Consider the following 22,759-nt stretch of genomic DNA (forward strand, 5'->3'; position numbering starts at 1 on the left):
GACGGTGTTCAGCCCCGAAGGCCCCAGTCTGCGCGAGCTCGCCGTCCAGGCGCTCTCGTCCGTCGAGCGCGGCTACGACCTTCTCGCGCCGAAGTTCGACCACAGCCCCTTCCGGACGCCCGACTCGGTCCTCGACGCCGTCGGGGCGGCACTGCGCCGGACCGGGCCCTTCGACACCGGACTCGACCTGTGCTGCGGCACCGGCGCGGGTGTCGGCGTCCTGGCGGGCGTGTGCCGGGAGCGGGTCACCGGGGTCGACTTCAGCGCGGGCATGCTCGACGTGGCACGGCAGCGGGTCCGGCCCGGCGGCCCGCCGGTCTCCTGGGTGCGTGCGGACGCCCGCGCCCTGCCCTTCGCGCCCGCCTTCGACCTGGTGGTGAGCTTCGGGGCCTTCGGGCACTTCCTGCCGCGCGAGCTGCCGGGACTGTTCGCCCAGGTCCGCTCCGTGCTGCGCCCGGGCGGCCGCTTCGCCTTCCCGCTGGTGGCCCCGCCCCGCCCGGGTTCGCTCGGCTACTGGACGCTGCTCGGCTTCGACACGGTGATGCGGGTGCGCAACGCGCTGTGGCGGCCCCGGTTCGTCATGTACTACCGCGCGTTCCGCCTGGGCGACGTCCGGCGCGAGCTCACGCGGGCGGGGTTCAGGGTGGAGCTGCACGCGCTGCCGGAGTTCGGGCGGCGACGGGACGGCAGCCCGCGGGTGCGGCTCGTCGTGGCCCGGCTGCCGGGTCAGTCGGCCCCGTCGCCGGTGGCGGAGGTCCTCGGCCGGCCCGGGCAGGGGCCTTCGTAGGCGAGCGGCGGGGCGGCTCGTCCGGAACCGGTCCGCTCGCGCCCGACGTCACAGCGCGTCGTACAGGGCGTCGACCAGTGTCATCTTGCGCGGGTCGTCCGCGATACGAGGCCCCATGCGGTTCATCACGTACCCCATCGACACCTCCGTCTCCGGGTCGGCGAGCCCGCAGGAGCCGCCGTAGCCGTCATGACCGAAAGCGCGCGGGTTGGGCCCGTACGAGCCGTTGACCCCGCTGAGCCACAAGCCGAGCCCCGCCTCCGTCTCGCCCTCGAACCCGGCCCCGAGCACCAGATCCCGGCAGCTGCCCTGACCTTCGCGCACCCGCTCGACCGCCTCGGGGGACAGGATGCGGCGGCCCCGGTACGAGCCGCGCCCCGCGAAGACGCCGTACAACGCGGCGACCGCACGCGCGGTGCCGTGCCCGTTCGCCGCGGGGATCTCGGCGGCCCGCCACCCGGGGGTGCCGGCCGCGGCGGCGGACACCGGCGGGTTCGTCAGTGCGGCGACCGCGGCGGGCGCCAACTGAGCGAACACGGCGGCCTGTTCACTGCTCGCCGCGACCGTCGGCTGCACCAGCTCGGCCACCCGCCCGGACTCCTTTTCCGGCAGGCCGATGGTGAAGTCGATGCCGAGCGGCCCGGTCACCTCCCGCTCCAGGAAGGCTCCCGGCAGCAGCCCCGACACCCGCCGTACGACCTCGCCCACCAGATGGCCGTAGGTCAGCGCGTGATAGCCGGACCTGGTTCCCGGTTCCCACCAGGGCGCTGTCGCCGCGAGCCGCTGGGTGGTCAGCTCCCAGTCGCAGAGCTGCTCCAGCGTGTGCGCTTCGCGCAGCCCGGACAGGCCCGCGCGGTGCGACAGCAGATGCCGGACGAGGACCTTCTCCTTGCCCGCCGCAGCGAACTCGGGCCAGTACACGGCCACCGGCGCGTCGAGGTCCAGCAGCCCCCGGTCGACGAGGATGTGCGCGCACAGCGCCACCGGTCCCTTGGTCGTCGACCACACGTTGACCAGCGTGTCCCGCTGCCACGGCCGGGTGCGCGCCGAGTCGGCCCAGCCGCCCCACAGATCCACGACCGTCCTGCCGCCGACGATGACGGCCACCGCGGCGCCCAGCTCACCGCGATCCCGGAAGTTCTCCTCGAACGCCCTGCGTACCGCGGTGAAACGCGCGTCGCAGTGACCGTGCACCTGTGCCTCGTTCTCGGACATGGGCCCCTCCCGCCGACGGTCTCCGGCCCGGGCCGCCGACGGCGGCCCGGGCGGGATGAACGTACCGACTGGTCGGACCGGGTGGAAGTCCGCCGAGCGTGAACGGCCGGATCAGATGCGGGAACGCATCCAGCGCAGCTGGGCCGCCTCCTGGAAAGGACCGCCGCCCTCGTGGTCGTTGAAGTCGTACACCTCGATCGTCTTGTCCTCGTGGCCCCAGGCGTTGAAGGCCGCGAAGACGGTCGAGGGCGGGCAGGTCTGGTCCTCCAGGGCGGCCGAGAAGAGCGCCGGGGCCCGGCCGCGGGTGGCGAAGTGGACGCCGTCGAAGTAGGAGAGCGTGCGGAGCGCCTCCTCCGTGCGGCCCCGGTGCGTCTTGAGGTACAGCCCGATCTCCCGGTAGGGGTGACGGTCCGTGAGCGTCGCCGCGCGCGGGAAGTCGCACAGGAACGGCACGTCCGGCGCGATGCCCGCCACGTCCGGGACCAGACCGCCCACCGCGATCGTGATGCCGCCACCCTGACTCCCACCGAGGAGCACCGTGCGCGTCGCGTCGGTGAGGGGGTGAGAACGGGCCGTTTCCACGGCACGCACCGCGTCCGTGAACACCCGGCGGTAGTAGTAGTTCTCCGGCGCGTCGATACCGCGCGTCATGAAGCCGGGGTACGCGGGGGCGCCGCCCACCGGATCCGCCGTGCCGCCGCCCGCACCCCAGGCGCTGCCCTGCCCCCGGGTGTCCATCACGAAGTGCGCCCGGCCCGTCGACGCCCACAGCAGGTGCTCGTGCGGCAGTCCGCGGCCTCCGCCGTATCCGATGAACTCCACGACCAGCGGCAGCGGGCCGTCCGCCCCGGCCGGCAAGGTCAGCCAGCCCTTGACCGGGTGACCACCGAACCCGGCGAACGTCACGTCGAACACCTCGACGGTGGACAGGCCGGTGTCGACCGGTTCGAAGCGGGCGTCAAGATCGTGCTCACGCGCTTCCTGGAGGGTCTTGGACCAGAACGCGTCGAAGTCCTCGGGCTCGGTGGAGGCACTGCGGTACTCGCGGAGCTCGTCGAGCGGAAGGTCGAACAGGGCCATGTCGGACCACCTCGGATGAAGGACAGGTACGGAGACAGTTCGGATGATCACCCTATGGGGGCGGTCGGATGGCTGGCCAGGGCTTCACCGGGAGCTCACCGCGCGTCCGCCGGCCCCCTCACGCGCGGCGATGCGTCCACTCCGGCTCTGTGCGCGCCCACGCGCGCTCCCACTCCGCGAGCCGGCGGCGCAGGGCCACCCGGCGCACGACGCCGTGGCCGAGGAGCACCACGAGCACCACACCGCTCGCGGCACAGGTGCCGATGGTCAGGGTGTGCTGCCAGACCGCCGTGCCGTCCACCGGCGGGCCCACGCTCCGTCCCCGGGAGTCGAACCAGACGTCCACGACCTCACCCCGGTCAGTGCCCGCGGGGACCCGTGCCGTCGCCGTGCGCGTGCCCTCGCCCGGCTCCGTCCAGCGCACGGTCGCCCGGTACGGGTGCCGGCCACCGGCCTGCACCGACGGCAGGGCGTCGTCCTTCCTGCCGACCACCTCGGCACGGACGCGATGACGCTCCGCGCGCTGCTCCGCGGAGACCGAGCGCGCCTCGCCGTGAGCCCACCAGGCAGCGGCCGCCCCCACGACGGGCGCACCCACGCACAACAGGACGGCGACGGCCACGACCGTCCACGCCTCGACGACATCCGACCGGCGCCGCAGCGGACTGCGCCGCCAACGCCAGCCGCGTGCCCGGGTTCGCATGCAGACCTCCTCGCCGTCACCGCGGCCGGAGGACCGTACCGGCCGTGCGGTGGCGACGCCGCCGCTCCCTCCGCGTCACGCCACACGTGCGAGGGCCCACACGGATCTGGTACCCCGTCCGGCATCCATCGATCGCTCGGCGCGGCCCGGGTCGCCGCGTGCCGGAGCCTTGCGGCAGGGGTGCCCGGGCCGGCCCCGGCGAAACACCGGGCCGCCCCCTGTGGCGAGCCACACGGCGTCCGGCCGGTCGGGTAGTGTTTCCGTCCGGCTGCGGACCGTCCCAGCCGTGGGAAGCCGAGGAGGTGGGACCCATTACCGCTGTGTCAGCTCGGGTGCTCGCCCTCCGACATCGCGCGGATCGCCGGCCCTAGGCGATCCGGCCGAGCGCCCTTCGGCTCTCGAAAGGCTCCTGGCTTCCATGCCGTCTGTGTCTTCTGTCCCACCCGCCATGCCGTCGTCGCGTGAGGCGATGGTCGTCGCCCTGCGCACCGCCGGGTGCGTCTTCGCCGAGGACGAGGCCGACTTGATCCTCGCCACCGCCCGCACCCCGGCCGAGGCCGCCGCCATGATGGAGCGTCGTGTCGCCGGGCTGCCCCTCGAACTCGTCGTGGGCTGGGCCGAGTTCCGCGGCCTGCGCGTCGCCGTCGCTCCGGGCGTCTTCGTGCCGCGCCGCCGCACCGAGTTCCTGGTGGAAGAGGCCCTCGCCCGGTCACCCGGCGCCACCGTCGTCGTGGACCTGTGCTGCGGCTCCGGCGCCGTCGGCGCGGCACTGGCCGCAGGACTCGGCCGCGTCGAACTGCACGCCGCCGACATCGACCCCGCCGCTGTGCGCTGCGCCCGCGGCAACGTCGCCGCTGCCGGCGGTCACGTCCACCAGGGTGACCTGTTCGAGGCGCTGCCCGGTGAGCTGCGGGGCCGCGTCGACATCCTCGCGGCCAACGTGCCGTACGTACCGAGCGACGAGATCGGCCTGCTGCCGCTGGAGGCGCGTGACCACGAGCCGCTGGTCGCCCTCGACGGCGGCACGGACGGCCTCGACGTCCTGCGCCGGGTCGCGGCCGAGGCGCCCCGCTGGCTCGCCCCCGGCGGCTGCGTCCTGGTGGAGACGAGCCGGCGGCAGGCACCGACCGCCCTCACCGCCTTCGAACGCAACGGCCTGACGACGCACCTGGCCGTCTCGGAGGAGCTGTACTCCCATGTCGTGATCGGCGTCAGACCCTGACCACGCCGTCGGCTCCTGGCCGGCCGGCCAGGAGCCAACGGCGGCGCCCGGCTCAGTCCGGCGCCGTCGCGCGCGCGATGAGCAGGGCCACGTCGTCGAAGTTGTCCGGCTCGTGCAGGGTCCGCAGCAGCAGGTCGCAGACTTCCTCCAGCGGCCGGTCGGGCCCTTCGAGCAGGGACAGCAGCGTGTCCAGCCGTTCGTCGAGCGGATCGCGGCGCGTCTCGACGAGACCGTCGGTGTAGAACACCAGCCGGTCGCCCGGCTCGAGGTCGACGGTCGTCGTGGAGAAGGCGACGCCACCGACGCCGAGCGGCACGCCGGTCGGCAGGTCGAGCAGCTCCGGAGACCGGCCGGCCCGGACACGCACCGGCGGCAGATGCCCGGCGTTGGCGATCCGGCACTGCCGCAGACGCGGGTCGTGGACGGCGTAGGCACAGGTGGCGATGGCCTGTTCCAGCCCTTCCGTGATCTTGTCGAGGTGTTCGAGGAGCAGGGCCGGATCCATATTGAGGGAGGCCAGCGTGTTGGTCGCCGTGCGCAGCCGTCCCATGGTCGCCGCCGCGGGGATGCCACTGCCCATCACGTCACCCACGACGAGCGCCGTCTTGCCGCCGTCCAGCTCGATCACGTCGAACCAGTCGCCGCCGACCTCGCTCGTGGCCCCGGCCGGCTGGTAGCGGGAGGCGACCTCCAGTCCGCACGTCGTGGGCGGATGGCTGGGCAGCAGGCTGCGCTGCAGGGTGAGCGCGGTGTCGCGGGCGCTCTGGTACCAGCGGGCGTTGTCGATCTGCACCGCGGCCCGGGCGGCCAGCTCGCGCGCCAGCAGCAGGTCGTCCTCGCTGAACGGCAGCGGATTGCGGGTGCGTTTGAGGTCCAGGGCACCCAGCACCTCGCCCCGCGCGATCAGCGGCACCGCCAGATAGGAGTGCACCCCGGCCCGGCGGAGCAGCTCGGCCGCCTCCGGGGAACGCGCGATGCGCGGCAGGTCCTCGTCCTCGACCTGCGGCAGCATCACCGGACTGGCCGTGCGTACGCACCGGGTGACGAGCCGGTCGGACGCGTACCTGGCCACCTGGCCGGGCGGGTCGGCCGCCTCCAGCGCCTCGGCGGAGTCGTACCCCTGGACCGCCAGCGCCCGGATCACCGCCGACTCGGCCGGCCCGAGGCTGGTGCGCCGGCCCTGCACCACCGCGTCCAGCAGGTCGACGGCCGCGATGTCGGCGAGCTCCGGCACGGCCACCTCGGCGAGCTCGTGGGCCGTGCGATCCAGGTCCAGCGTGGTGCCGATCCGCCCCGAGGCGTCGGCGATCAGTGCCAGGCGACGACGGGCGGCCTCGGCCTCGATGCCCGCCCGGTACTGTTCGGTGACGTCGACGATCGAGACGGCCACGCCGAGCACGGTCCCGAACGCGTTCTCCAGCCGGTACAGCGAGATCGACCATGCGTGGTCCTGGTCGGGGTCGGCCGGGGTGCGGCCGATGGTGGACTGGTCGACGACCGGCCGGCCGGTCTCCACGACCCGGCGCGCCGCGGCCTCCAGGGCGTCGACGTCCATCCGCGGCACCACCTCGCGGATCGTCCGGCCGAGGTGCTCCTCGGCCGGCACGCCGTTGATCTGTTCCAGCGCCGCGTTGACCGAGACGTACCGCAGCTCCGTGTCCAGCACGGCCAGCCCGATCGGGGACTGCGCGATCATCCGTGTCGACAGTGCCACCTCGCGCTCCAGCCGGTGCACGGTCGACTGGTCGGCGCACAGCCCCAGCGCGTAGACGTCCCCCTGGTCGTCCAGCAGCCGCATGTTGCGGAACTCCACGAGCCGCGTGCTGCCGTCCTTGTGCCGGACGGGAAAGGCGCCGGCCCAGCTCTGCCCGGTTCCCATCACGTCGGCGAACAGCTTGACCACGAGATCGATGTGCTGTTCGTGGACCATGATCCGGGCGGCGTACTGCCCCAGCGCCTCACCCGCCTCGTAACCGAACAGCTCCTCGGCCTGCGGGCTCCACAGCACGATGCGACCCTCGGCGTCGAGGACCACCGAGGCCACGCGCAGCACGTCGAGCAGCCCGCTCGGGCGCGCCGACCCGCGCGCCGGTTCGTCGCCCTCGGCCAGGGGAGACCCGGCTGCACTCATCCCACGCCCCGCCTTCGCCGATCCTCGCGGCACGCCGTCACCGTGCCTACTCCCCATGTTCTACCGCGCGGAGCCGATTGTCCGAGGCCCCTTACGTCACCTTCCACCATCGCCCAACACGGAGCCGCCCGCTCCGCAAACCCGTCAGTACGACGGAGGCATCGCCGGTAGTGCTCGGCGCACGGTGATGCTTTGCTGGGGTAGGGGTGGATACGAGGTCCCATGAGAGGAGTGGTCACCATGGACCTTGAGCAACCGCACCCCCACTCCGTCTCCGTGGAGATCAGCGGGTGCGACAAGCACGACGCCCGGATCGTGTTCGACACGCTGTGCGCCTGTTTCGAGTCCGACCGCCGCGCCGACGACGTACCCGAGGTACTCCACGAGACCCGCCCGACCGTGTGGCTCGGCACCTTCGACGTCGCCGACGAGCACGAGGGCGCGCGACCCGCCCGGCTGGCACACTCGGTCGACGCCGACCTGTACGGCGGGTACTGGGCGATCGAGCACTTCCGCACGAGGCTGGACTCGCTGTTCACCGTGCGGGATCTGAGCACCGTCTCCGGCGACCAGGAGAGGGAACTGCATCTGCGCCTCGAGAGCCGGTGACCGCCCCTCACACCCGGAGCAGGCCGAGCACCGCGCGCCGGTAGACAGCGTGCACCACGGGCAGGTCCGCGAGGTCGACGCACTCGTCCACGCCGTGCAGCCCCTCGTAGCGCAGGCCGAAACCGGCCGTGGCCGGGATGCCTTCGGCCGCCAGCAGGTTGCCGATGTTCGACGGGCCCGCCGTCTTCGCCCGCACGCGCAGCCCCTCCCCGGCGGCGGCGCCCAGCAGCCCGGCGGCCGGCTGCTGGTCCTCGGTGAGCCGGTACGGCGGCCAGACCGCCACCACGTCGACATCGGTGGCCCCCGGGCCGGGCAGCAGCGCGTCCAGCTCGGTCACCGCCGCCCGGACCAGGTTCTCGGCGGCCCCGGCGCCGAAGTCCGGTGTGGTGCGGAGGTCGACACCGACCTCACACAGGTCCGGGACCACGGAGAAGCCCTCACCGCCGTGGCAGTAGGTCACCGTCAGCTTCGGCGGCAGCGGGAAGTCCCCGCTCACGCCGGGCAGCGGGGCGTCGTCCAGCAGACGGATCAGACGCGCCGCCCGTGACACCGCACCGACGGCCGCCCGGCGCGACCCGGAGTGCCCTGAGGTCCCGTGCACGGCGATCCTGGCCCGCCACAGCCCACGCCCGCCGACCACGACCTCGTCCAGCCCCGGGTAGCCGATCATCACCCCGGCGGGTCGGGCCGCGTCCGGATCGGCGACATACGCCCGGGCGCCCCCGAAGCCCCCCGTGTGCTCGTCGGCGTCCAGCAGCACCGCGAGCCCGCCGCGCAGGTCACCGGCCCGGTCGTGCACCTCGGCCGCGAGGCGGCAGAACAGGGACGCGGCGAGCTTCGAGTCGGCCGCCCCTCTGCCTCGCAGCCGGCCGTCCACGACGTCCCCGGCGTCGGGCGGGAAGGACCAGGCCGTCTCGTCGCCGTACGGCGCGGTGTCCACACAGGCGTCCAGCGCCCACCAAGGCCCGGGCCGGCCGCCTCGGATCTCCACCAGCAGCGCGACCGGGCGACCCGTGTCGTCGCGGAGGCGGCGGCAGGGCAGCCCCCGGGAGGTGAGCCAGTGCTCCAGGGCGGCCAGGACGGGCTCGTGGTCGTCCACACCGGCCCGGCTCGGGCGGCGGATCAGTTCACCGGCGAGCTCCACCACCGAAGCGAGGCCAGGATTCCACGTCATGGACCCACTGTGCTCTCCATCACCTTGTGCAACTAGTTGCATAAAAGGTCGGCGGTCCTCTACAACTACAGACACGACACCGCGCACGGAGGGCCCCATGAGCCGTTACCCGCACCTGCTGACCCCCCTCGACCTGGGCTTCACGACCCTGCCCAACCGGGTCCTCATGGGCTCCATGCACGTCGGTCTGGAGGAGGCCGAGGGCGGTTTCGAGCGCATGGCCGCGTTCTACGCCGCCCGTGCCCGCGGGGGAGTGGGCCTGATCGTCACCGGCGGCATCGCACCCAACGACGAGGGACGGCCCTACGAGGGCGGCGCCAAGCTGACCACCGAGGCGGAGGCCGAACAGCACCGGGTGATCACCGACGCCGTGCACCGCGAAGGCGGGCGGATCGCCCTGCAGATCCTGCACTGCGGCCGGTACGCCTACCACCGGGACCTGGTCGCGCCCAGCCCCCTCCAGGCCCCCATCAGCCCCTTCCCGCCCCGCGAACTCACCGACGCGGACATCGAGCGGACCATCGACGACTTCGCCCGCGCCGCCCGCCTCGCCCGCGAGGCGGGGTACGACGGCGTCGAGATCATGGGCTCCGAGGGCTACCTCATCAACGAGTTCATCGCGCGGCAGACCAACCAGCGCACCGACCGCTGGGGCGGCTCGTACGAGAACCGCGTGCGGTTCCCCCTCGAGATCCTGCGCCGGGTGCGCGAGGCGGTCGGCGAGGACTTCATCGTCATCTACCGGCTGTCCATGCTCGACCTCGTCCCCGGCGGCTCGACGCTCGACGAGGTGATCACGCTCGCCAAGGCCGTCGAGACCGCCGGGGCGACCATCATCAACACCGGCATCGGCTGGCACGAGGCCCGCATCCCCACCATCGCGACCTCCGTACCGCGCGGCGCGTACACATGGGTGACCAAGCGGCTCATGGGCGAGGTGTCCGTACCGCTCGTCACCACCAACCGCATCAACACTCCCGAGCTCGCCGAGCAGTTGCTCGCCGAGGGCGCCGCCGACATGGTGTCGATGGCCCGCCCGATGCTCGCCGACCCCGACTTCGTCACCAAGGCCGCCGCCGGCAAGCCGGAGGCGATCAACACCTGCATCGGCTGCAACCAGGCCTGCCTCGACCACACCTTCAGCGGCCTGATCACCTCCTGCCTGGTCAACCCGCGCGCCTGCCACGAGACGGAACTCGTGCTGTCCCCGACGCGGCTGCGCAAGCGGATCGCGGTCGTCGGCGCCGGACCGGCGGGGCTGGCGTGTGCGGTGTCCGCCGCCGAACGCGGACACGACGTGACGTTGTTCGACGCCGCGAGCGAGATCGGCGGTCAGCTCAACGTCGCCCGCCAGGTCCCCGGCAAGCAGGAGTTCGACGAGACGCTCCGCTACTTCCGCACCCAGCTCGACTGGCACGGTGTCGACGTCCGGCTGAACACCCTCGTCACGGCCGCGGAGGTCGACGGCTTCGACGAGGTCGTCGTCGCCACCGGCGTCACCCCGCGCACTCCCGACATCCCCGGTGTCGACCACCCGAGCGTCCTCGGCTACCTCGACGTCCTGCGCGACGGCGCACCCGTCGGCGACCGGGTCGCGATCCTCGGCGCGGGCGGTATCGGTTTCGACGTCGCCGAGTACCTCACCGACAGCGGCGACAAGGCCCACGAGAACCCGCAGACGTACTTCCGTCAGTGGGGCGTCGACCTCGACTACCGCGGACCCGGCGGCCTCGCCGCGCCGGAGCGGCCCGCCCCGCCGCGCACCGTCCACCTGCTCCAGCGCAAGACGTCCAAGGTCGGCGCCGGCCTCGGCAAGACCACCGGCTGGATCCACCGCGCCGAGCTCAAGCACCGCGGCGTCACCATGGTCCCCGGTGTGCGGTACGACCGCATCGACGACGCCGGACTGCACATCACGGTCGACGGCGAGAGCACGGTGCTGGAGGTGGACACGATCGTGCTGTGCACGGGCCAGGAGCCGCGCCGCGGCCTGTACGAGGAACTGGTCGCCGCCGGACGCAGCACCCACCTGATCGGGGGTGCCGATGTCGCCGCGGAACTGGACGCCAAGCGTGCCATCAAGCAGGGCACCGAGGTCGCGGCGGCGCTGTAGTCCCCTGCGGCCCGTCCCTAGGATGACTGCCATGTCACTCCCGCACGCGATCCTCACCGCCTTGCTCGAGAAGCCGTCGTCCGGGCTGGAGCTGACCCGCCGGTTCGACAGGTCGATCGGCTACTTCTGGTCCGCGACGCACCAGCAGATCTATCGCGAGCTGGGACGGCTGGAGAGCGACGGCCTGATCCGGGCCCTGCCGGCCGAGCAGCCGGCCCGCGGGCAGAAGAAGAGCTATGAGGTCCTGCCGGCGGGCCGCGCCGAGCTGGCCCGCTGGACCGCGGCCTCCCAGGACCCCAAGCCGCACCGGGACCCGCTGCTGCTGCGGCTGAGGGCGGCGGCCGTGGTCGGCACGGCGGGTCTGGAGGCGGATCTGCGACGCCATCTGGAGCTGCACGAGCGGCAGCTGGCGGAGTACCAGGAGATCGAGGAACGGGACTTCCCGCCCGGCCGGGACGGAACCGAGGACAGGCTGCGGCATCTGGTGCTCCGAGCGGGCATCGACCTGGAGACGTTCTGGACCCAGTGGCTCAGGCGTGCCCTGGCGGACTTCCCCGGGCTCCCGGACAGCGAGCGGAACCACCTGGCCTGACCGCGTCCATGACGGCGGCCCGCCCGACCGGAGCGCTTCGGGGGGCCGGGCCGCCGTCCGTACCGGATCAGAGCCGGTACGGCTTGTTGCGCCGGCGCAGGTACCAGGCCGTGGCGAGCAGGCCGGACCCGACCAGCGTGCCGCCCGCCACCAGGGTGAGGGTGCCGTAGTCCGTCGTGGACCCGCCGACCCCGCCCATGACGCCGCGCGACGGGGAGGGCGAGGCGGTGGGGGACGGGGACCTCGTGGGGGAGGGGGCGGCGGTGACGACCACCGACTGGGTGCCCGCCGTGGTGCCGTCCGAGCAGATGACGATGACCGTGTACGTGCCGGGACTGACGCTGGACCAGGCGGCCGACTGACGGGTGGACGTCCCCGACAGGGTCACCTGACGTCCCTGGGCGAAGCTGCCCTGGCTGCTGGTGAGGAGTGAGGCGGTGCCCCAGCTGCCGCTGATCTCGGTGCACGCGCTGGTCGTGACCGACACCGTGGAACCGGTGGTGCTCACGGAGATGCCCGGGCCGGCGGCAGCGGGCACCGCGGCCAGGGCGAGGGGGAGCGCGGCGGCGGCTGCCACGGTCAGGCCGGAGCGGAGAACTGGCGAGGAGTTGCGCATGTTGACTGCCCTCCGGCGGCACGGTCGGCGGTACATCCCTTGCGCCGCCGAGGGTCGGGAAGGCCCGTGCTGCCTCGGGGCCAGCCAATGCGCCCCCGGCCCCGGCCGCACGCCGGGGGCCTCCGTGCAGGTGACGGGGTCCCTCGGGAGGCCCACCCGGGACGGCGCGTCACCGCCCTGCGTCCGGTGTCATCCCTGTGCTCCCGTCGTCACCGTCCTCTCCTGCGAGAAGCCGCCCCACGTGCCGTCCGGCAGCATCGCCCGGATCCGGACCCGGTGGGTGACACCGGCGGCCTGCCCCACGTAGAAGCTGTACGTCGCCCGGCCACGCGGGGCACTCCCGCCGTACACCAGGGACGTGGCCGGACGGCCGTCCAGATGGATCTGGTATTCGGCGACCTCGCCGTCGACGCGGGGCGGCACCCAGCTCAGGTCGACGCGGTACGCCCGGCCCTCGCGGTGGCTCGCCGCCCGGAAGCCGGTGGGTGCCGTGCCGCGGCCGTCGTCCGTGCCCCGTGTGGTGAGCCGGACGGCGGCACTGGCGGGGGAGAGGTTACCGGCCGCGTCCCTGGCCCGGACGGTGAACGCGTAGGACGTGCCGGGCCGCAGCCCCGTGACCACGGTGGCCGTCCGGCCCCCGCTCACGCTGTGGATCTTCGTGCCGCCCTGGTGCACGTCGTACGACACCACGCCCCGGTCGTCCGTCGAGGCGGACCAGGACAGCTGGACCGCCCGGCTGCCGGCCACCCGGCCGCGGGGCGCCGACGGGCGGGTCGGTGCCGACCGGTCGTCGGCGACGGCTGCCGGAGTCTTCGCCCGTACCTCACGGCTGCGCGGTCCGAGCCGCCCGTCGGCGCCCCGCGCCCGCACGGTGAAGACGTACACCGTGGAGGGCCGGAGCCTGGTGACATCCACCATGTGCTCGGAACCCGGCACTTCCCTGACCTTCCTGGTGCCGCGATACACCTCGTAGACCTCGGCGTGTGCGGTCGCGTTCCACATGACGTGCACGCTCGTCGCACTGCCCGCCGCGGCTGTGAGACCCGTCGGCGCCCCGGGCACACCACCGCCGTCCTCCTCCTCCGCACCGGCCCAGCCGCAGGAGGCGACCAGCGTGAGGGCTCCGCAGAGCAGGGCGAGAACGCGTCGCACGACACAGCCTCCCCGGGCGGGACTCGGGAATGGTCCGTACCAATATGGGTGACTGGTGCGGTCACATCAAGAGGGCGAGGCGTCACCCCTCTGCATGTGATCACCCGGGAGAGTTACGTATGCTGAACTCCGCACGGCCGAACTCCCACCGGAGGTCGCGGAGTTCGTGCCCTGTCGCGCGGTTCGCTGTCGTCGCAGATCCCGCGCCGGCGCGGGTGGCCGGGCGGCCCTGGGCCTCATGCGGACTCAGGCCCCTGGCCCCTGCCGGAGGTTGGGGCAGTGCTCCGTCCGGCCCTGCGGCCGTGGCTCGGCGACCGCCCCGGGAAACAGATGTGCCTGAGTGCCCGTCAGTTTCCCCAGGAGAGGTGCCCGTATCGTGCGTGTCCAGTCGTTCACACTGGCCGCGGCCAGCGCCGCCCTGCTCGCCCCGACGACGCCCCCCGCCGCCCAGGCCCAGCCCCAGGCCCAGCCCCGGCCCCGGTCGTACGCACAGCCCGTGGTCGGGCGCGAGATCCCCGTCCGCGCCACCGACCTGCTGGCCAGGGTCCGGGACTGCGTCCCCGTCTCGCGCGGCCGGTACCGCAGCGACTACGGCGCACCCGCGAAGATCCCGGTCTGCGGCACTCCGGACGCCGTGTTCTGGAAGGCCGACATGGACATCGACTGCGACGGTCGCCCCGGCCCGCGCTGCAACCGCCGCACCGACCCGCATTTCGCCGCCGCCACGGCCTACGCCCAGTCCGACGGCCGCCCCTTGAGCGCCGAGCGCCTCCCGTTCGTCGTCGTGCCCGCCCCGAGCCCCATCTGGGACTACCGGGACCACGGCGTGGGCGGCGGTTCGGTCGTGGCCGTGGTGTACCGCGACCGCGTGCGCTACGCGGTGGTCGGCGACACGGGCCCCCGGAACATCATCGGAGAGGCGTCGTACGCGACAGCCCGGGCACTGGGCATCCGCCCCGACCCGCACGGCGGCGGCACACCGTCGGGCGTCACCTACATCGTCTTCAAGAACTCCCGTGTGTCACCCATCGAGGACGACGCTGCGGCGGTGGCGACCGGGGAGCGGCTGACGAGGGAGTTCATCGGCGCCGGCTCAGCGGTTGACGGGACGCCGGCCGTACGGGCGAGCGAGACGGGTCCCGCCGGTCGCGCGTCGGCGGCCGGACGCCGGGGGTGACGCCCGGGCACACCTCCAGGCCGGCGACGCCCGGAACCGAGCCCGGGCACACCGTCTCCGGTGTGCCCGGGGCCGTCCTCACGCCTTCCGGTACGTGTACGCCTCCGCGGCGGCCGACTCCACCTCCGCAAGGCCAGCCCCCGTGGCCGCCGTGACGACCGCGGCAACGGCTCCCTCCACGAACGGCGCGTCCACCAACCGCGTCTGCTCCGGGAGTTCGTCGCCCTCCGCGAGCAGCGCCTTCACCGTGAGCACCGCGCTGCCCAAATCGGCCAGGACGGCGACACCGGCACCGCGATCGACGGACGCGGCCGCGGCCGCGATCAGTTCGGCACTGGTGCCCAGACCGCCGCCCTCGGTGCCACCCGCGGGGGCGACGGGCACCGCCGGGCCACCGCCCGCGAGCCCCTTGGCCAGCGCGGCGACCGACGAGGCCACCTCCGCGCTGTGCGACACCAGCACGATCCCCACGAGCCGCTCGTCACTCACCGGCGGCCTCCGCGAGCGCGGCCACCAGCAGCGCCGACGACGTGGCTCCCGGGTCCTGGTGACCGATGCTGCGTTCGCCCACGTAGCTGGCCCGGCCCTTGCGCGCCTGCAGGGGTGTCGTCGCCACGGCGCCCTCCTCCGCCGCGGCCCGGCCGGCGGCGAACGAGGTGCCGAGCGCGTCCACCGCGGGCACCAGAGCGTCGATCATGGTTGCGTCGCCGGGCGCGGCACCGCCGAGCGTCATCACCGCGTCCACCCCGGCCCGCAGCGCCTCGGTCAGCTGCTCCGGGCTGACCTCGGCGGCATCGCCGAGTGCCTTGCCGGTACGGCGCAGCAGCGTCCCGTACAGCGGCCCGGAGGCGCCGCCGACCGTCGAGACGAGCTGGCGTCCGGCCAGCGTCAGGACCCCGCCGGGCGTGTCGGGGGCCTCCTTCTCCAGCGCGGCGGTCACGGCCGTGAACCCGCGCTGGAGGTTGCTGCCGTGGTCGGCGTCCCCGATCGGGGAGTCGAGGGCGGTGAGCCGTTCCGCCTCGCGCTCCACGGACGCGGCGGTCACCGTCATCCAACGGCGGAAGAAATCGGCGTCGAGCACTGGGTCTCCTTGCCTGGTAGGTACGTGGTGATCCTCTGCCCCTCCCGCGTCACACGCCCCAGCGCAGACCCGGTGTCTTCACCGGCGCGTCCCACAGCCGCAGCAGCTCCTCGTCGGCCTGGCACAGGGTGAGCGAGGCGCCCGCCATGTCCAGGGAGGTGACGTAGTTGCCCACCAGGACCCGGGCCACGGAAACCCCGCGCGCGGCGAGCACCCGGTGCACCTCGGCGTTGAAGCCGTACAGCTCGAGCAGGGGGGTCCCGCCCATGCCGTTGACGAGGACCATCACGGGATTGCGCGGCCGGAGGTCCTCCACCACCGCCTCGACGGCGGCTTCGGCGATCTCGCCGGACGTCATCATGGCCCGCCGCTCCCGGCCGGGCTCGCCGTGGATACCGATGCCCAACTCCAGCTCGCCGGGCGGCAGATCGAAGGTGGGGCTGCCCTTGGCCGGCGTGCTGCAGGCGCTCAGCGCGACACCGAAGCTGCGCGCGTTCTCGTTGACCTGCCGGGCGATGGCCTGCACCCGCTCCAGCGGCATGCCCTCGTCGGCGGCGGCGCCCGCGATCTTCTCCACGAACAGGGTGGCGCCGGTGCCGCGCCGGCCGGCCGTGTAGAGACTGTCGGTCACCGCCACGTCATCGTTGACCAGTACCTTCGCGACCTGGATGCCCTCGTCCTCGGCCAGCTCGGCGGCCATGTCGAAGTTGAGGACGTCGCCGGTGTAGTTCTTCACGATGAACAGCACTCCGGCCCCGCTGTCCACGGCGGCGGCCGCACGCAGCATCTGGTCGGGCACGGGAGACGTGAACACCTCGCCGGGACAGGCCGCCGACAGCATGCCGGGACCCACGAATCCACCGTGCAGCGGCTCGTGCCCCGAGCCACCGCCGGAGACCAGTCCCACTTTTCCGGCCACGGGAGCGTCCCGCCTCACGATCACCCGGTTCTCCACGTCCACGGTCAGCTCCGGGTGGGCAGCCGCCAGACCGCGCAGTGCGTCCGCGACGACGGTCTCCGGGACGTTGATCAGCATCTTCACGGGAACCTCCTGGTGAGAGGAGCAGATGATGAGCCTCTGGCCTCGATTCTCGCAGGCCAGTGCTGGCTTGGCGAGCCGTCGATCTTGACGGCCCGGCGGTGGACGGGAGCACGTCACCAAGGTGCCGTCGCTGACGTAGCGCTGACTCGGTGACGGGACGTCAGGCGCACCCGATGGTCGTTCCCGAGCCGACTGCGCCGCCTCGTGACGTCCTGTCGGCAGTCGCCGTGCGGGGCCCCGTGCCTCGGATCTCGGGTCGGCCGTTCAGGCCTGCCGCACATGCGGCATGGTCTTCGTCCTCGGCGTGTTCGCCGGGGCCGCCGACACGTTTGCCCCCGGGCGCGGTGATCAACAAGGGCCTGGCGGTACGGGGCGCCCAGCAGCACGGCCGCCGCTACCTCCCGATGCTGATCCACGGCCTGGCGGCCGGAGAGCTGAGCACCGCCCACCTGGCGACCCGCACCTTGCCGTCGGCAAGGACGCCGCGGGCCTACGACACGATCAAGGAGAAGAGCTACGGCTGTGTCCGCGCCGTCCCCCGGCAGGGCCGCTGACCAGGGCATGCCGCCGTACCCCGCTCCGTTTGCCGTCGGTGCGGGTGGGGACCCGGGCGAGCATGAGAGCAACGCCTCGCCGCCGCGTGATGCGGCAGAACCGGGTCCTGTGGCTGCTGGACCGCCTGGAGCGCGAGCCCCGGGCCGACGCGGTGATCGACACGCTCCGCAGGGGCGTGCGCGCCCTGCCCCTGGGCCCCGGCCGGGACCTGCTGCACGGCCGGTGGCTGGGGCACCCCGCCCATCCCCTGATGGTGCAGGTGCCGATCGGAAGCTGGCTGTCGGCGGCGGTGCTGGACCTGCGGCCCGGCCGCTCCCGCGAGTCGCGACTGCTGGTCGGTCTCGGTCTGGCCGCCGCCGCTCCCGCGGCCCTGGCCGGCGCCGTCGACTGGGCGGATCTGCACCGTCAGCAGCAGCGCGTCGGACTGGTCCACGCCCTGTCCAACGCGGTGGCCGTCGGCCTGTACGCCGTCTCGCTCGCCCACCGCGTCCAAGGACGTGAGGCTGTGGGCCGGGCGTACGGCTTCGTGGGGCTGACGGCGGTCGGTATCAGCGGCATGCTGGGCGGGCACCTGGCCTACCGGCAGGCCTCCGGCGCCAACCACGCCGAAGAGGTTCCGCACGTCGTCTCGGAGGGCTGGCACCGGATCGGCGCCGTGGACGAGTTCCCGGCCGGCCGGCCGGTGCGGCGCAGCGTGGACGACGTGCCGGTACTCGTCGTGCGCGAATCCGGCGGGGTGATCCACGCGCTGGCCGAGCGGTGCAGCCACCTCGCGGGACCGCTCTCCGAGGGCACCGTCGCCGACGGCTGCGTCCAGTGCCCCTGGCACGGCAGTGTCTTCCGGCTCTCCGACGGCTGGAACGTGCGCGGCCCCGCCACCTCCCCCCAGCCCGCCTTCGAGACCCGGATCACCGACGGTCATGTCGAGGTGCGCCTACGGCACCAGGACGGAGGCGCGCCCGCGAGGAGCGACCGGGAGATGGCCGGGCAGGGAAGCGGAACAGGAACAGGTGCGCATGAACACAGCCACGACAGCTGACAGCCGCCTCGCGCGCCGTGTGCACGGGCTCCTGCGACGCACCCGGCAGGACTACGCGGCAGGCCATGACCGGCCCCTGGGCGGCTATCTCATGGCCATGGCGAGCTTCGCGGCCTACACCACGGCCTGGTCCACTGCCGTGAGCCGCAGCGGACGCCCGCTGCCCGAGCGGCCCGAACCATGGGACGTGGTCCTGACCTCGGTGGCGACGTTCCGGCTCAGCCGACTGCTGAGCAAGGCGTCGGTGACCAGCCCGCTGCGCGCCCCCTTCACGCGCTACGTCGGCCCGCAGGGCCCCGGCGAACTGCATGAGGAGGCGCAGCCCGAGCAGGGCAGGCACACCGTCGGTGAACTCGCGACCTGCCCGTTCTGCGTGAGCGTGTGGGTGGCCTCGACCCTGACCGCCGGACAGCTTCTCTGGCCCCGTGCGACGCGCACCGCCATGGGCGCCCTCGCCGCCCTGGCCGGGGCGGACACGCTGCAACTGGCGTACGGCGCGCTGGTGAAGAGAACGACCCGCGACTGACCGCGGGCGTGGGAACGCCCCTCGCGGCCCGGGCGGGCCGCCGGCCCGGGCTTCAGGGCCTGTTCTGAATTCCCCGCCTGCGCCCCGACGCCCGGCACGCACCCTCGCCGCACGGCGCCACAGGACAGGTGGCTCCGCCACATGACCTGCGACGCCGCACGCCGAGGGCACGCACCGAACGCCGCTGTGCCCGCGCTCCGCGCGGACGACGGGGAACTCAGAACAGGCCCTGCTAGCGGCCGAGCCGGCAGATCAGCGTGCTCACCGCGGCGGCGCAGGCCAGGGTCACGCAGGCCCCGGCCGCGTGGCGGCGGAGCAGGGTCTGCCGGAGGTCGGCGTAGCGGCTCTCGTACTCCTGCCGCAGCCGGCCGGCCCGCTCGACCGTGCTGAGCAGCATCTGCCGGGTGAGGGCGATGCGCTGGCGGATGTAGTACCGGGAGAGCTCCTCGGCCTGGGCGGTGGTCAGCCAGGGCAGCCGCGCACAGAGGTCCTCGGCCTCGCGGTGGGCGTCGTCGTGGTGGAGGCGGGCCAGCAGGTAGCCCTCGGCCTCGTCGGCCAGCGGATGATGCCCGTCGTCGTGCGGCGCGCTGTGCCTGGTGCGTCTCATGGCCGTTCGCCCTTGTGGCCCTCGGCTTCGATGACGTCTCGCTTGCCGGTGTTCTCCGCCTCGTCCAGCTGGGCCACGCCGGGGTGGTGCAGGTCGAACGCCGGGGACTCGGAGCGGACGCGCGGCATGGTGACGAAGTTGTGCCGCGGAGGCGGACAGGACGTCGCCCACTCCAGGGAACGCCCGTATCCCCAGGGGTCGTTGACCTCCACCCGCTTGCCCTCCTGGGCGGTCTTCCAGACGTTGTAGAGGAAGGGCAGGGTGGACAGGCCGAGGAGGAAGGCACCGATCGAGGAGACGGTGTTGAGGGTGGTGAAGCCGTCGGCGGCGAGGTAGTCGGCGTAGCGGCGGGGCATGCCCTCGGCGCCCAGCCAGTGCTGCACCAGGAAGGTGGTGTGGAAGCCCACGAAGAGAGTCCAGAAGTGGATCTTCTCCAGGCGTTCGTTGAGCATGGTGCCGGTCATCTTCGGCCACCAGAAGCTGAATCCGCCGAACATGGCGAACACGATGGTGCCGAACAGCACGTAGTGGAAGTGCGCGACCACGAAGTAGCTGTCGGTGACGTGCCAGTCGAGCGGTGGTGAGCCGAGGATGACGCCGGTCAGGCCGCCGAAGAGGAAGGTGACCAGGAAGCCGGCCGCCCACAGCATGGGTGGTTCGAACGACAGCGAGCCCTTCCACATCGTGCCGATCCAGTTGAAGAACTTCACGCCCGTCGGCACGGCGATGAGATAGGTCACGAAGGAGAAGAACGGCAGCAACACCGCACCGGTCGCGAACATGTGGTGCGCCCACACGGTCACCGACAGCCCGGCGATGGCGATGGTGGCGCCGATCAGCCCCGTGTAGCCGAAGATCGGCTTGCGGGCGAAGACGGGAATGATCTCGCTGATCACGCCGAAGAACGGCAGCGCCAGGATGTACACCTCGGGATGGCCGAAGAACCAGAACAGGTGCTGCCAGAGGATCGCGCCGCCGTTCTCCGCGTTGAACACCTGCGCCCCGAAGCGGCGGTCGGCCTCCAGCACCAGCAGCGCGGCGGCCAGCACCGGGAAGGCCAGAAGCACCAGTACCGAGGTGAGGAGCACGTTCCAGGTGAAGATCGGCATCCGGAACATGGTCATGCCGGGGGCGCGCATGCAGATGATGGTGGTGATGAAGTTGACCGAGCCGAGGATGGTGCCGAACCCGGACAGCGCCAGGCCCATGACCCACAGGTCACCGCCGACGTAGGAGGTCCGTTCTGCGCCGCTGAGCGGGGTGTAGGCGGTCCAGCCGAAGTCGGCGGCGCCCTGGGGCGTGAGCAGGCTGCCGAGCACGATGAGGCCGCCGAAGAGGAACAGCCAGTACGAGAGCATGTTGAGCCGGGGGAAGGCCACGTCGGGTGAGCCGATCTGGAGCGGCATGACGGCGTTGGCGAACCCGGCGAAGGTGGGCGTGGCGAACAGCAGCAGCATGATCGTGCCGTGCATGGTGAACGCCTGGTTGTACTGCTCCTGGGACAGGATCTGCAGCCCTGGCCGGGCCAGTTCGGCGCGGATGGCCATCGCCAGCGCTCCGGCGATCAGGAAGAACCCGAACGACGTGATCAGGTACAGGTGCCCGATCTTCTTGTGATCGGTGGTCGTCAGCCAGGAGACGATCACCTGGCCCCTGCTGCGGCGCTCGGCCGCGGCTACTGGCGCAACCGGTTCTGTGTGTGTCGCCATGAGTTCCTCGATCGGCAGCAACGGTGCATGGATGGGAGGCCGGGGGTGTCTCCAGCCCGGAGGAAACTAGCCCTGTCGATGCGTCACTACTGCGTGGGATCGAGTTCTTCTCGGCTGAACGGCTGAATGATCCATCCGTCCGGGCGGTCCACCGGCGTGGTTCACCGCGTCCGGCCGCCCGCCGCCCTGCCCTCCCGGTGGGCCGGTGTCCTCTCGGCACAGGCAATCCCGGTAGTCGGCCGCCGAGTTGACGCTGTGCGCTGTTCACCATCACAGCGGAAGGGCCGGAGAAGGGTCAGACGGGGAGGACGAAGGGAGGGTGCGCGCCGTTGAGGAAGTAGTCGCCGACATCACGGAGCCGGTGGGCGACGGGCTCGTACAGGGTGTGCGTCCGGGCGTTGCGCCAGAAGCGGTCGAAGCCGAGCCGCGACGACGCTGAGCGGGCACCGATGATGTCGAGGGCACGGGCGGTGGACTCCTGCGCGGCCCTGGACGCGGCGGCTTCGGCCATCGCCACCAGGACGGAGATGTCCGCGTACTCGTCATAGGTGAGGTCCTCGCCGCGCGCCAGCCCTGCGGCCACGGCCTCCCCTGCCTGGTCGGCGAGAGCGGACGCGGAGCGGGTGAACACGGTGAGTTCCCCGTACGCGGTCAGCACCTGCGGGTCCTGCGGCGAGCCGACCGGCCGGTCCGGGTGCCAGTGTGAGTGGCCGGTCCTGCTGTACTCACGGGCCTCGGCGAGCACCCCCTCGGCCATGCCGAGGCGAAGCTGGACCGAGAGCAGCCGTCCCACCGGTGACAGCAGGGCGGTCCGGGGCGACAGGACGTCCTCGTCCACGGCCAGCGAGCCCAGGACGTCCTCGGCGGCGACCGGTACGGCGTCGAACTCCACACTGCCGCCGGCCGCGAGCCGCTGACCGAAGGGGTCGGTGTCGCCGTCGACCGTCACGCCGTCGAGAGCGGGATCGACCACGACGGCGAGTGGTTCGCCGGTGCCTGCCGGCACCGCCCGCACGGCGAGACGGTCGGCGACCAGGACCCCGGCGGCAAAGCTCTGCCGACCGCTCAGCACAAAGCCCTGCGTGTTCCGGATGAGCGTCAGTTCCGTTTCCTGACGCGCCAGTCCACCGCCCCAGCACCACCCGTCCGCCGCGGACCGCTCCTCCAGCCCGGCGGCCGCGGGATCGGTGAAGAACCGGGCGCTCCAGGACAGGAAGTAGTGGCAGCCCAGGAGTTGGCCTATGGCACCGTCGGCCGTGGCGATCTCGCGGACCACGGCGCAGGCCGTCGGCCAGTCCCCGTCGCCGCCCCCGAGCGCCGCCGGGACGAGGAGCGTCAGCAGTCCGGCTTCACGCAAGCGTGACACCTCGTCGAACGGGGGCTTGCCGGCCTGCTCCCTGGCCACCGCGTCCGTGGCCAGGTCGTCGGCCGTTTCGCGTGCCACGCGCAGCCAGTGCGCCTTCGAGGCGGATCCGGACAGCGCAAGGGCAACGCCCATGACGGAGGTCTCCTCACCTGGATGTGCGGGGCATCCGCATCATCCTGTGCGGGGCCGCGGGACACCGTCAATGATTTCCCAGTAATTCTATAGGGAATATAGGAAAGGTGGGTCACCCGTGAGGCTGGCAC

At 72.6% G+C, this 22,759-nt stretch carries 22 protein-coding genes; 9 read left to right on the plus strand and 13 right to left on the minus strand.

Annotation, left to right across the window (positions count from 1 at the left end; genetic code table 11):
* Window positions 1-4: 4 nt before the first annotated feature.
* Window positions 5-787 (plus strand): class I SAM-dependent methyltransferase, encoded by a 783-nt coding sequence (locus IE97_RS0136175; RefSeq protein ID WP_051705256.1) that lies wholly within the window; start codon window positions 5-7, stop codon window positions 785-787.
* 48 nt (window positions 788-835) lie between these two features.
* Here the strand turns inward: IE97_RS0136175 and IE97_RS0136180 are convergent, their stop codons facing one another.
* From IE97_RS0136180 to IE97_RS0136190, 3 genes are all read right to left on the minus strand, one after another.
* Window positions 836-2,002, minus strand: a complete 1,167-nt coding sequence (locus IE97_RS0136180) for an EstA family serine hydrolase (protein WP_030251016.1) — start codon at window positions 2,000-2,002, stop codon at window positions 836-838.
* Window positions 2,003-2,113: 111 nt separating this feature from the next.
* The gene (locus IE97_RS0136185; protein WP_030251019.1) at window positions 2,114-3,082 is read right to left on the minus strand and encodes an acetylxylan esterase; all 969 of its coding nucleotides are present in this window, start codon (window positions 3,080-3,082) and stop codon (window positions 2,114-2,116) included.
* 118 nt (window positions 3,083-3,200) lie between these two features.
* Window positions 3,201-3,785 carry a hypothetical protein gene (locus IE97_RS0136190; RefSeq protein ID WP_030251023.1) on the minus strand — a complete coding sequence of 195 codons (585 nt, stop codon included), beginning with the start codon at window positions 3,783-3,785 and terminating at the stop codon, window positions 3,201-3,203.
* A gap of 418 nt (window positions 3,786-4,203) precedes the next feature.
* Here IE97_RS0136190 and IE97_RS0136195 point away from each other — a divergent pair, with 418 nt between their 5' ends.
* Window positions 4,204-5,007 (plus strand): putative protein N(5)-glutamine methyltransferase, encoded by an 804-nt coding sequence (locus IE97_RS0136195; protein WP_030251026.1) that lies wholly within the window; start codon window positions 4,204-4,206, stop codon window positions 5,005-5,007.
* A gap of 52 nt (window positions 5,008-5,059) precedes the next feature.
* Here the strand turns inward: IE97_RS0136195 and IE97_RS0136200 are convergent, their stop codons facing one another.
* A complete protein-coding gene (locus IE97_RS0136200; protein WP_030251029.1) occupies window positions 5,060-7,138 on the minus strand; it encodes a SpoIIE family protein phosphatase in 2,079 nt (692 codons plus the stop codon).
* 240 nt (window positions 7,139-7,378) lie between these two features.
* On the opposite strand from IE97_RS0136200, the gene IE97_RS0136205 reads away from it, so the two are divergent.
* Window positions 7,379-7,747, plus strand: coding sequence for a hypothetical protein (locus tag IE97_RS0136205; RefSeq protein WP_030251032.1), 369 nt, complete (start codon window positions 7,379-7,381; stop codon window positions 7,745-7,747).
* 7 nt (window positions 7,748-7,754) lie between these two features.
* On the opposite strand, the gene IE97_RS0136210 is transcribed toward IE97_RS0136205, so the two are convergent.
* Entirely contained in the window at window positions 7,755-8,921 is a 1,167-nt protein-coding gene (locus tag IE97_RS0136210; protein WP_030251035.1) for a M20 family metallopeptidase, read from the minus strand.
* Window positions 8,922-9,018: 97 nt separating this feature from the next.
* On the opposite strand from IE97_RS0136210, the gene IE97_RS0136215 reads away from it, so the two are divergent.
* Entirely contained in the window at window positions 9,019-11,034 is a 2,016-nt protein-coding gene (locus IE97_RS0136215; protein WP_030251038.1) for an FAD-dependent oxidoreductase, read from the plus strand.
* 31 nt (window positions 11,035-11,065) lie between these two features.
* Window positions 11,066-11,626 carry a PadR family transcriptional regulator gene (locus IE97_RS0136220; protein WP_030251041.1) on the plus strand — a complete coding sequence of 187 codons (561 nt, stop codon included), beginning with the start codon at window positions 11,066-11,068 and terminating at the stop codon, window positions 11,624-11,626.
* 67 nt (window positions 11,627-11,693) lie between these two features.
* Here the strand turns inward: IE97_RS0136220 and IE97_RS0136225 are convergent, their stop codons facing one another.
* Entirely contained in the window at window positions 11,694-12,242 is a 549-nt protein-coding gene (locus IE97_RS0136225; RefSeq protein WP_030251044.1) for a hypothetical protein, read from the minus strand.
* A gap of 189 nt (window positions 12,243-12,431) precedes the next feature.
* Window positions 12,432-13,394, minus strand: a complete 963-nt coding sequence (locus IE97_RS0136230) for a fibronectin type III domain-containing protein (RefSeq protein ID WP_030251046.1) — start codon at window positions 13,392-13,394, stop codon at window positions 12,432-12,434.
* 376 nt (window positions 13,395-13,770) lie between these two features.
* On the opposite strand from IE97_RS0136230, the gene IE97_RS0136235 reads away from it, so the two are divergent.
* Complete coding sequence (locus tag IE97_RS0136235) at window positions 13,771-14,571, plus strand: glycoside hydrolase family 75 protein (protein ID WP_078603524.1); 801 nt, start codon at window positions 13,771-13,773, stop codon at window positions 14,569-14,571.
* Between the two features lie 78 nt (window positions 14,572-14,649).
* Here the strand turns inward: IE97_RS0136235 and IE97_RS0136240 are convergent, their stop codons facing one another.
* Genes IE97_RS0136240 through dhaK form a run of 3 tightly spaced genes read right to left on the minus strand, consistent with a single transcriptional unit; the run spans window position 14,650 to window position 16,694 of the window.
* A complete protein-coding gene (locus IE97_RS0136240; RefSeq protein WP_030251052.1) occupies window positions 14,650-15,060 on the minus strand; it encodes a PTS-dependent dihydroxyacetone kinase phosphotransferase subunit DhaM in 411 nt (136 codons plus the stop codon).
* Complete coding sequence (dhaL, locus tag IE97_RS0136245) at window positions 15,053-15,652, minus strand: dihydroxyacetone kinase subunit DhaL (protein ID WP_030251055.1); 600 nt, start codon at window positions 15,650-15,652, stop codon at window positions 15,053-15,055. Before dhaL ends, IE97_RS0136240 begins: the two co-directional genes overlap by 8 nt.
* 49 nt (window positions 15,653-15,701) lie before the next feature.
* Window positions 15,702-16,694, minus strand: a complete 993-nt coding sequence (gene dhaK, locus IE97_RS0136250) for a dihydroxyacetone kinase subunit DhaK (RefSeq protein WP_030251058.1) — start codon at window positions 16,692-16,694, stop codon at window positions 15,702-15,704.
* Window positions 16,695-17,038: 344 nt separating this feature from the next.
* On the opposite strand from dhaK, the gene IE97_RS0136255 reads away from it, so the two are divergent.
* The 3 genes from IE97_RS0136255 to IE97_RS0136265 all read left to right on the plus strand — a co-directional run bounded on the left by IE97_RS0136255 (window position 17,039) and on the right by IE97_RS0136265 (window position 18,814).
* Window positions 17,039-17,248, plus strand: coding sequence for a hypothetical protein (locus IE97_RS0136255; protein ID WP_030251061.1), 210 nt, complete (start codon window positions 17,039-17,041; stop codon window positions 17,246-17,248).
* Window positions 17,249-17,310: 62 nt separating this feature from the next.
* Window positions 17,311-18,288: a Rieske 2Fe-2S domain-containing protein gene (locus IE97_RS0136260; RefSeq protein ID WP_420706168.1), complete on the plus strand. Its 978-nt coding sequence runs from the start codon at window positions 17,311-17,313 to the stop codon at window positions 18,286-18,288.
* Window positions 18,266-18,814 carry a DUF1360 domain-containing protein gene (locus tag IE97_RS0136265; protein ID WP_030251068.1) on the plus strand — a complete coding sequence of 183 codons (549 nt, stop codon included), beginning with the start codon at window positions 18,266-18,268 and terminating at the stop codon, window positions 18,812-18,814. The genes IE97_RS0136260 and IE97_RS0136265 overlap by 23 nt, the downstream gene beginning before the upstream one ends.
* A gap of 232 nt (window positions 18,815-19,046) precedes the next feature.
* On the opposite strand, the gene IE97_RS0136270 is transcribed toward IE97_RS0136265, so the two are convergent.
* From IE97_RS0136270 to IE97_RS0136280, 3 genes are all read right to left on the minus strand, one after another.
* Window positions 19,047-19,421, minus strand: coding sequence for a hypothetical protein (locus IE97_RS0136270; protein ID WP_030901619.1), 375 nt, complete (start codon window positions 19,419-19,421; stop codon window positions 19,047-19,049).
* Complete coding sequence (gene ctaD / locus IE97_RS0136275; protein ID WP_030251076.1) at window positions 19,418-21,130, minus strand: cytochrome c oxidase subunit I; 1,713 nt, start codon at window positions 21,128-21,130, stop codon at window positions 19,418-19,420. Before ctaD ends, IE97_RS0136270 begins: the two co-directional genes overlap by 4 nt.
* A 295-nt stretch (window positions 21,131-21,425) precedes the next feature.
* Window positions 21,426-22,628, minus strand: coding sequence for an acyl-CoA dehydrogenase family protein (locus IE97_RS0136280; RefSeq protein WP_030251081.1), 1,203 nt, complete (start codon window positions 22,626-22,628; stop codon window positions 21,426-21,428).
* Window positions 22,629-22,759 lie beyond the last annotated feature (131 nt).

Source organism: Streptomyces sp. NRRL S-455 (assembly GCF_000717875.1).
Classification (GTDB): domain Bacteria; phylum Actinomycetota; class Actinomycetes; order Streptomycetales; family Streptomycetaceae; genus Streptomyces.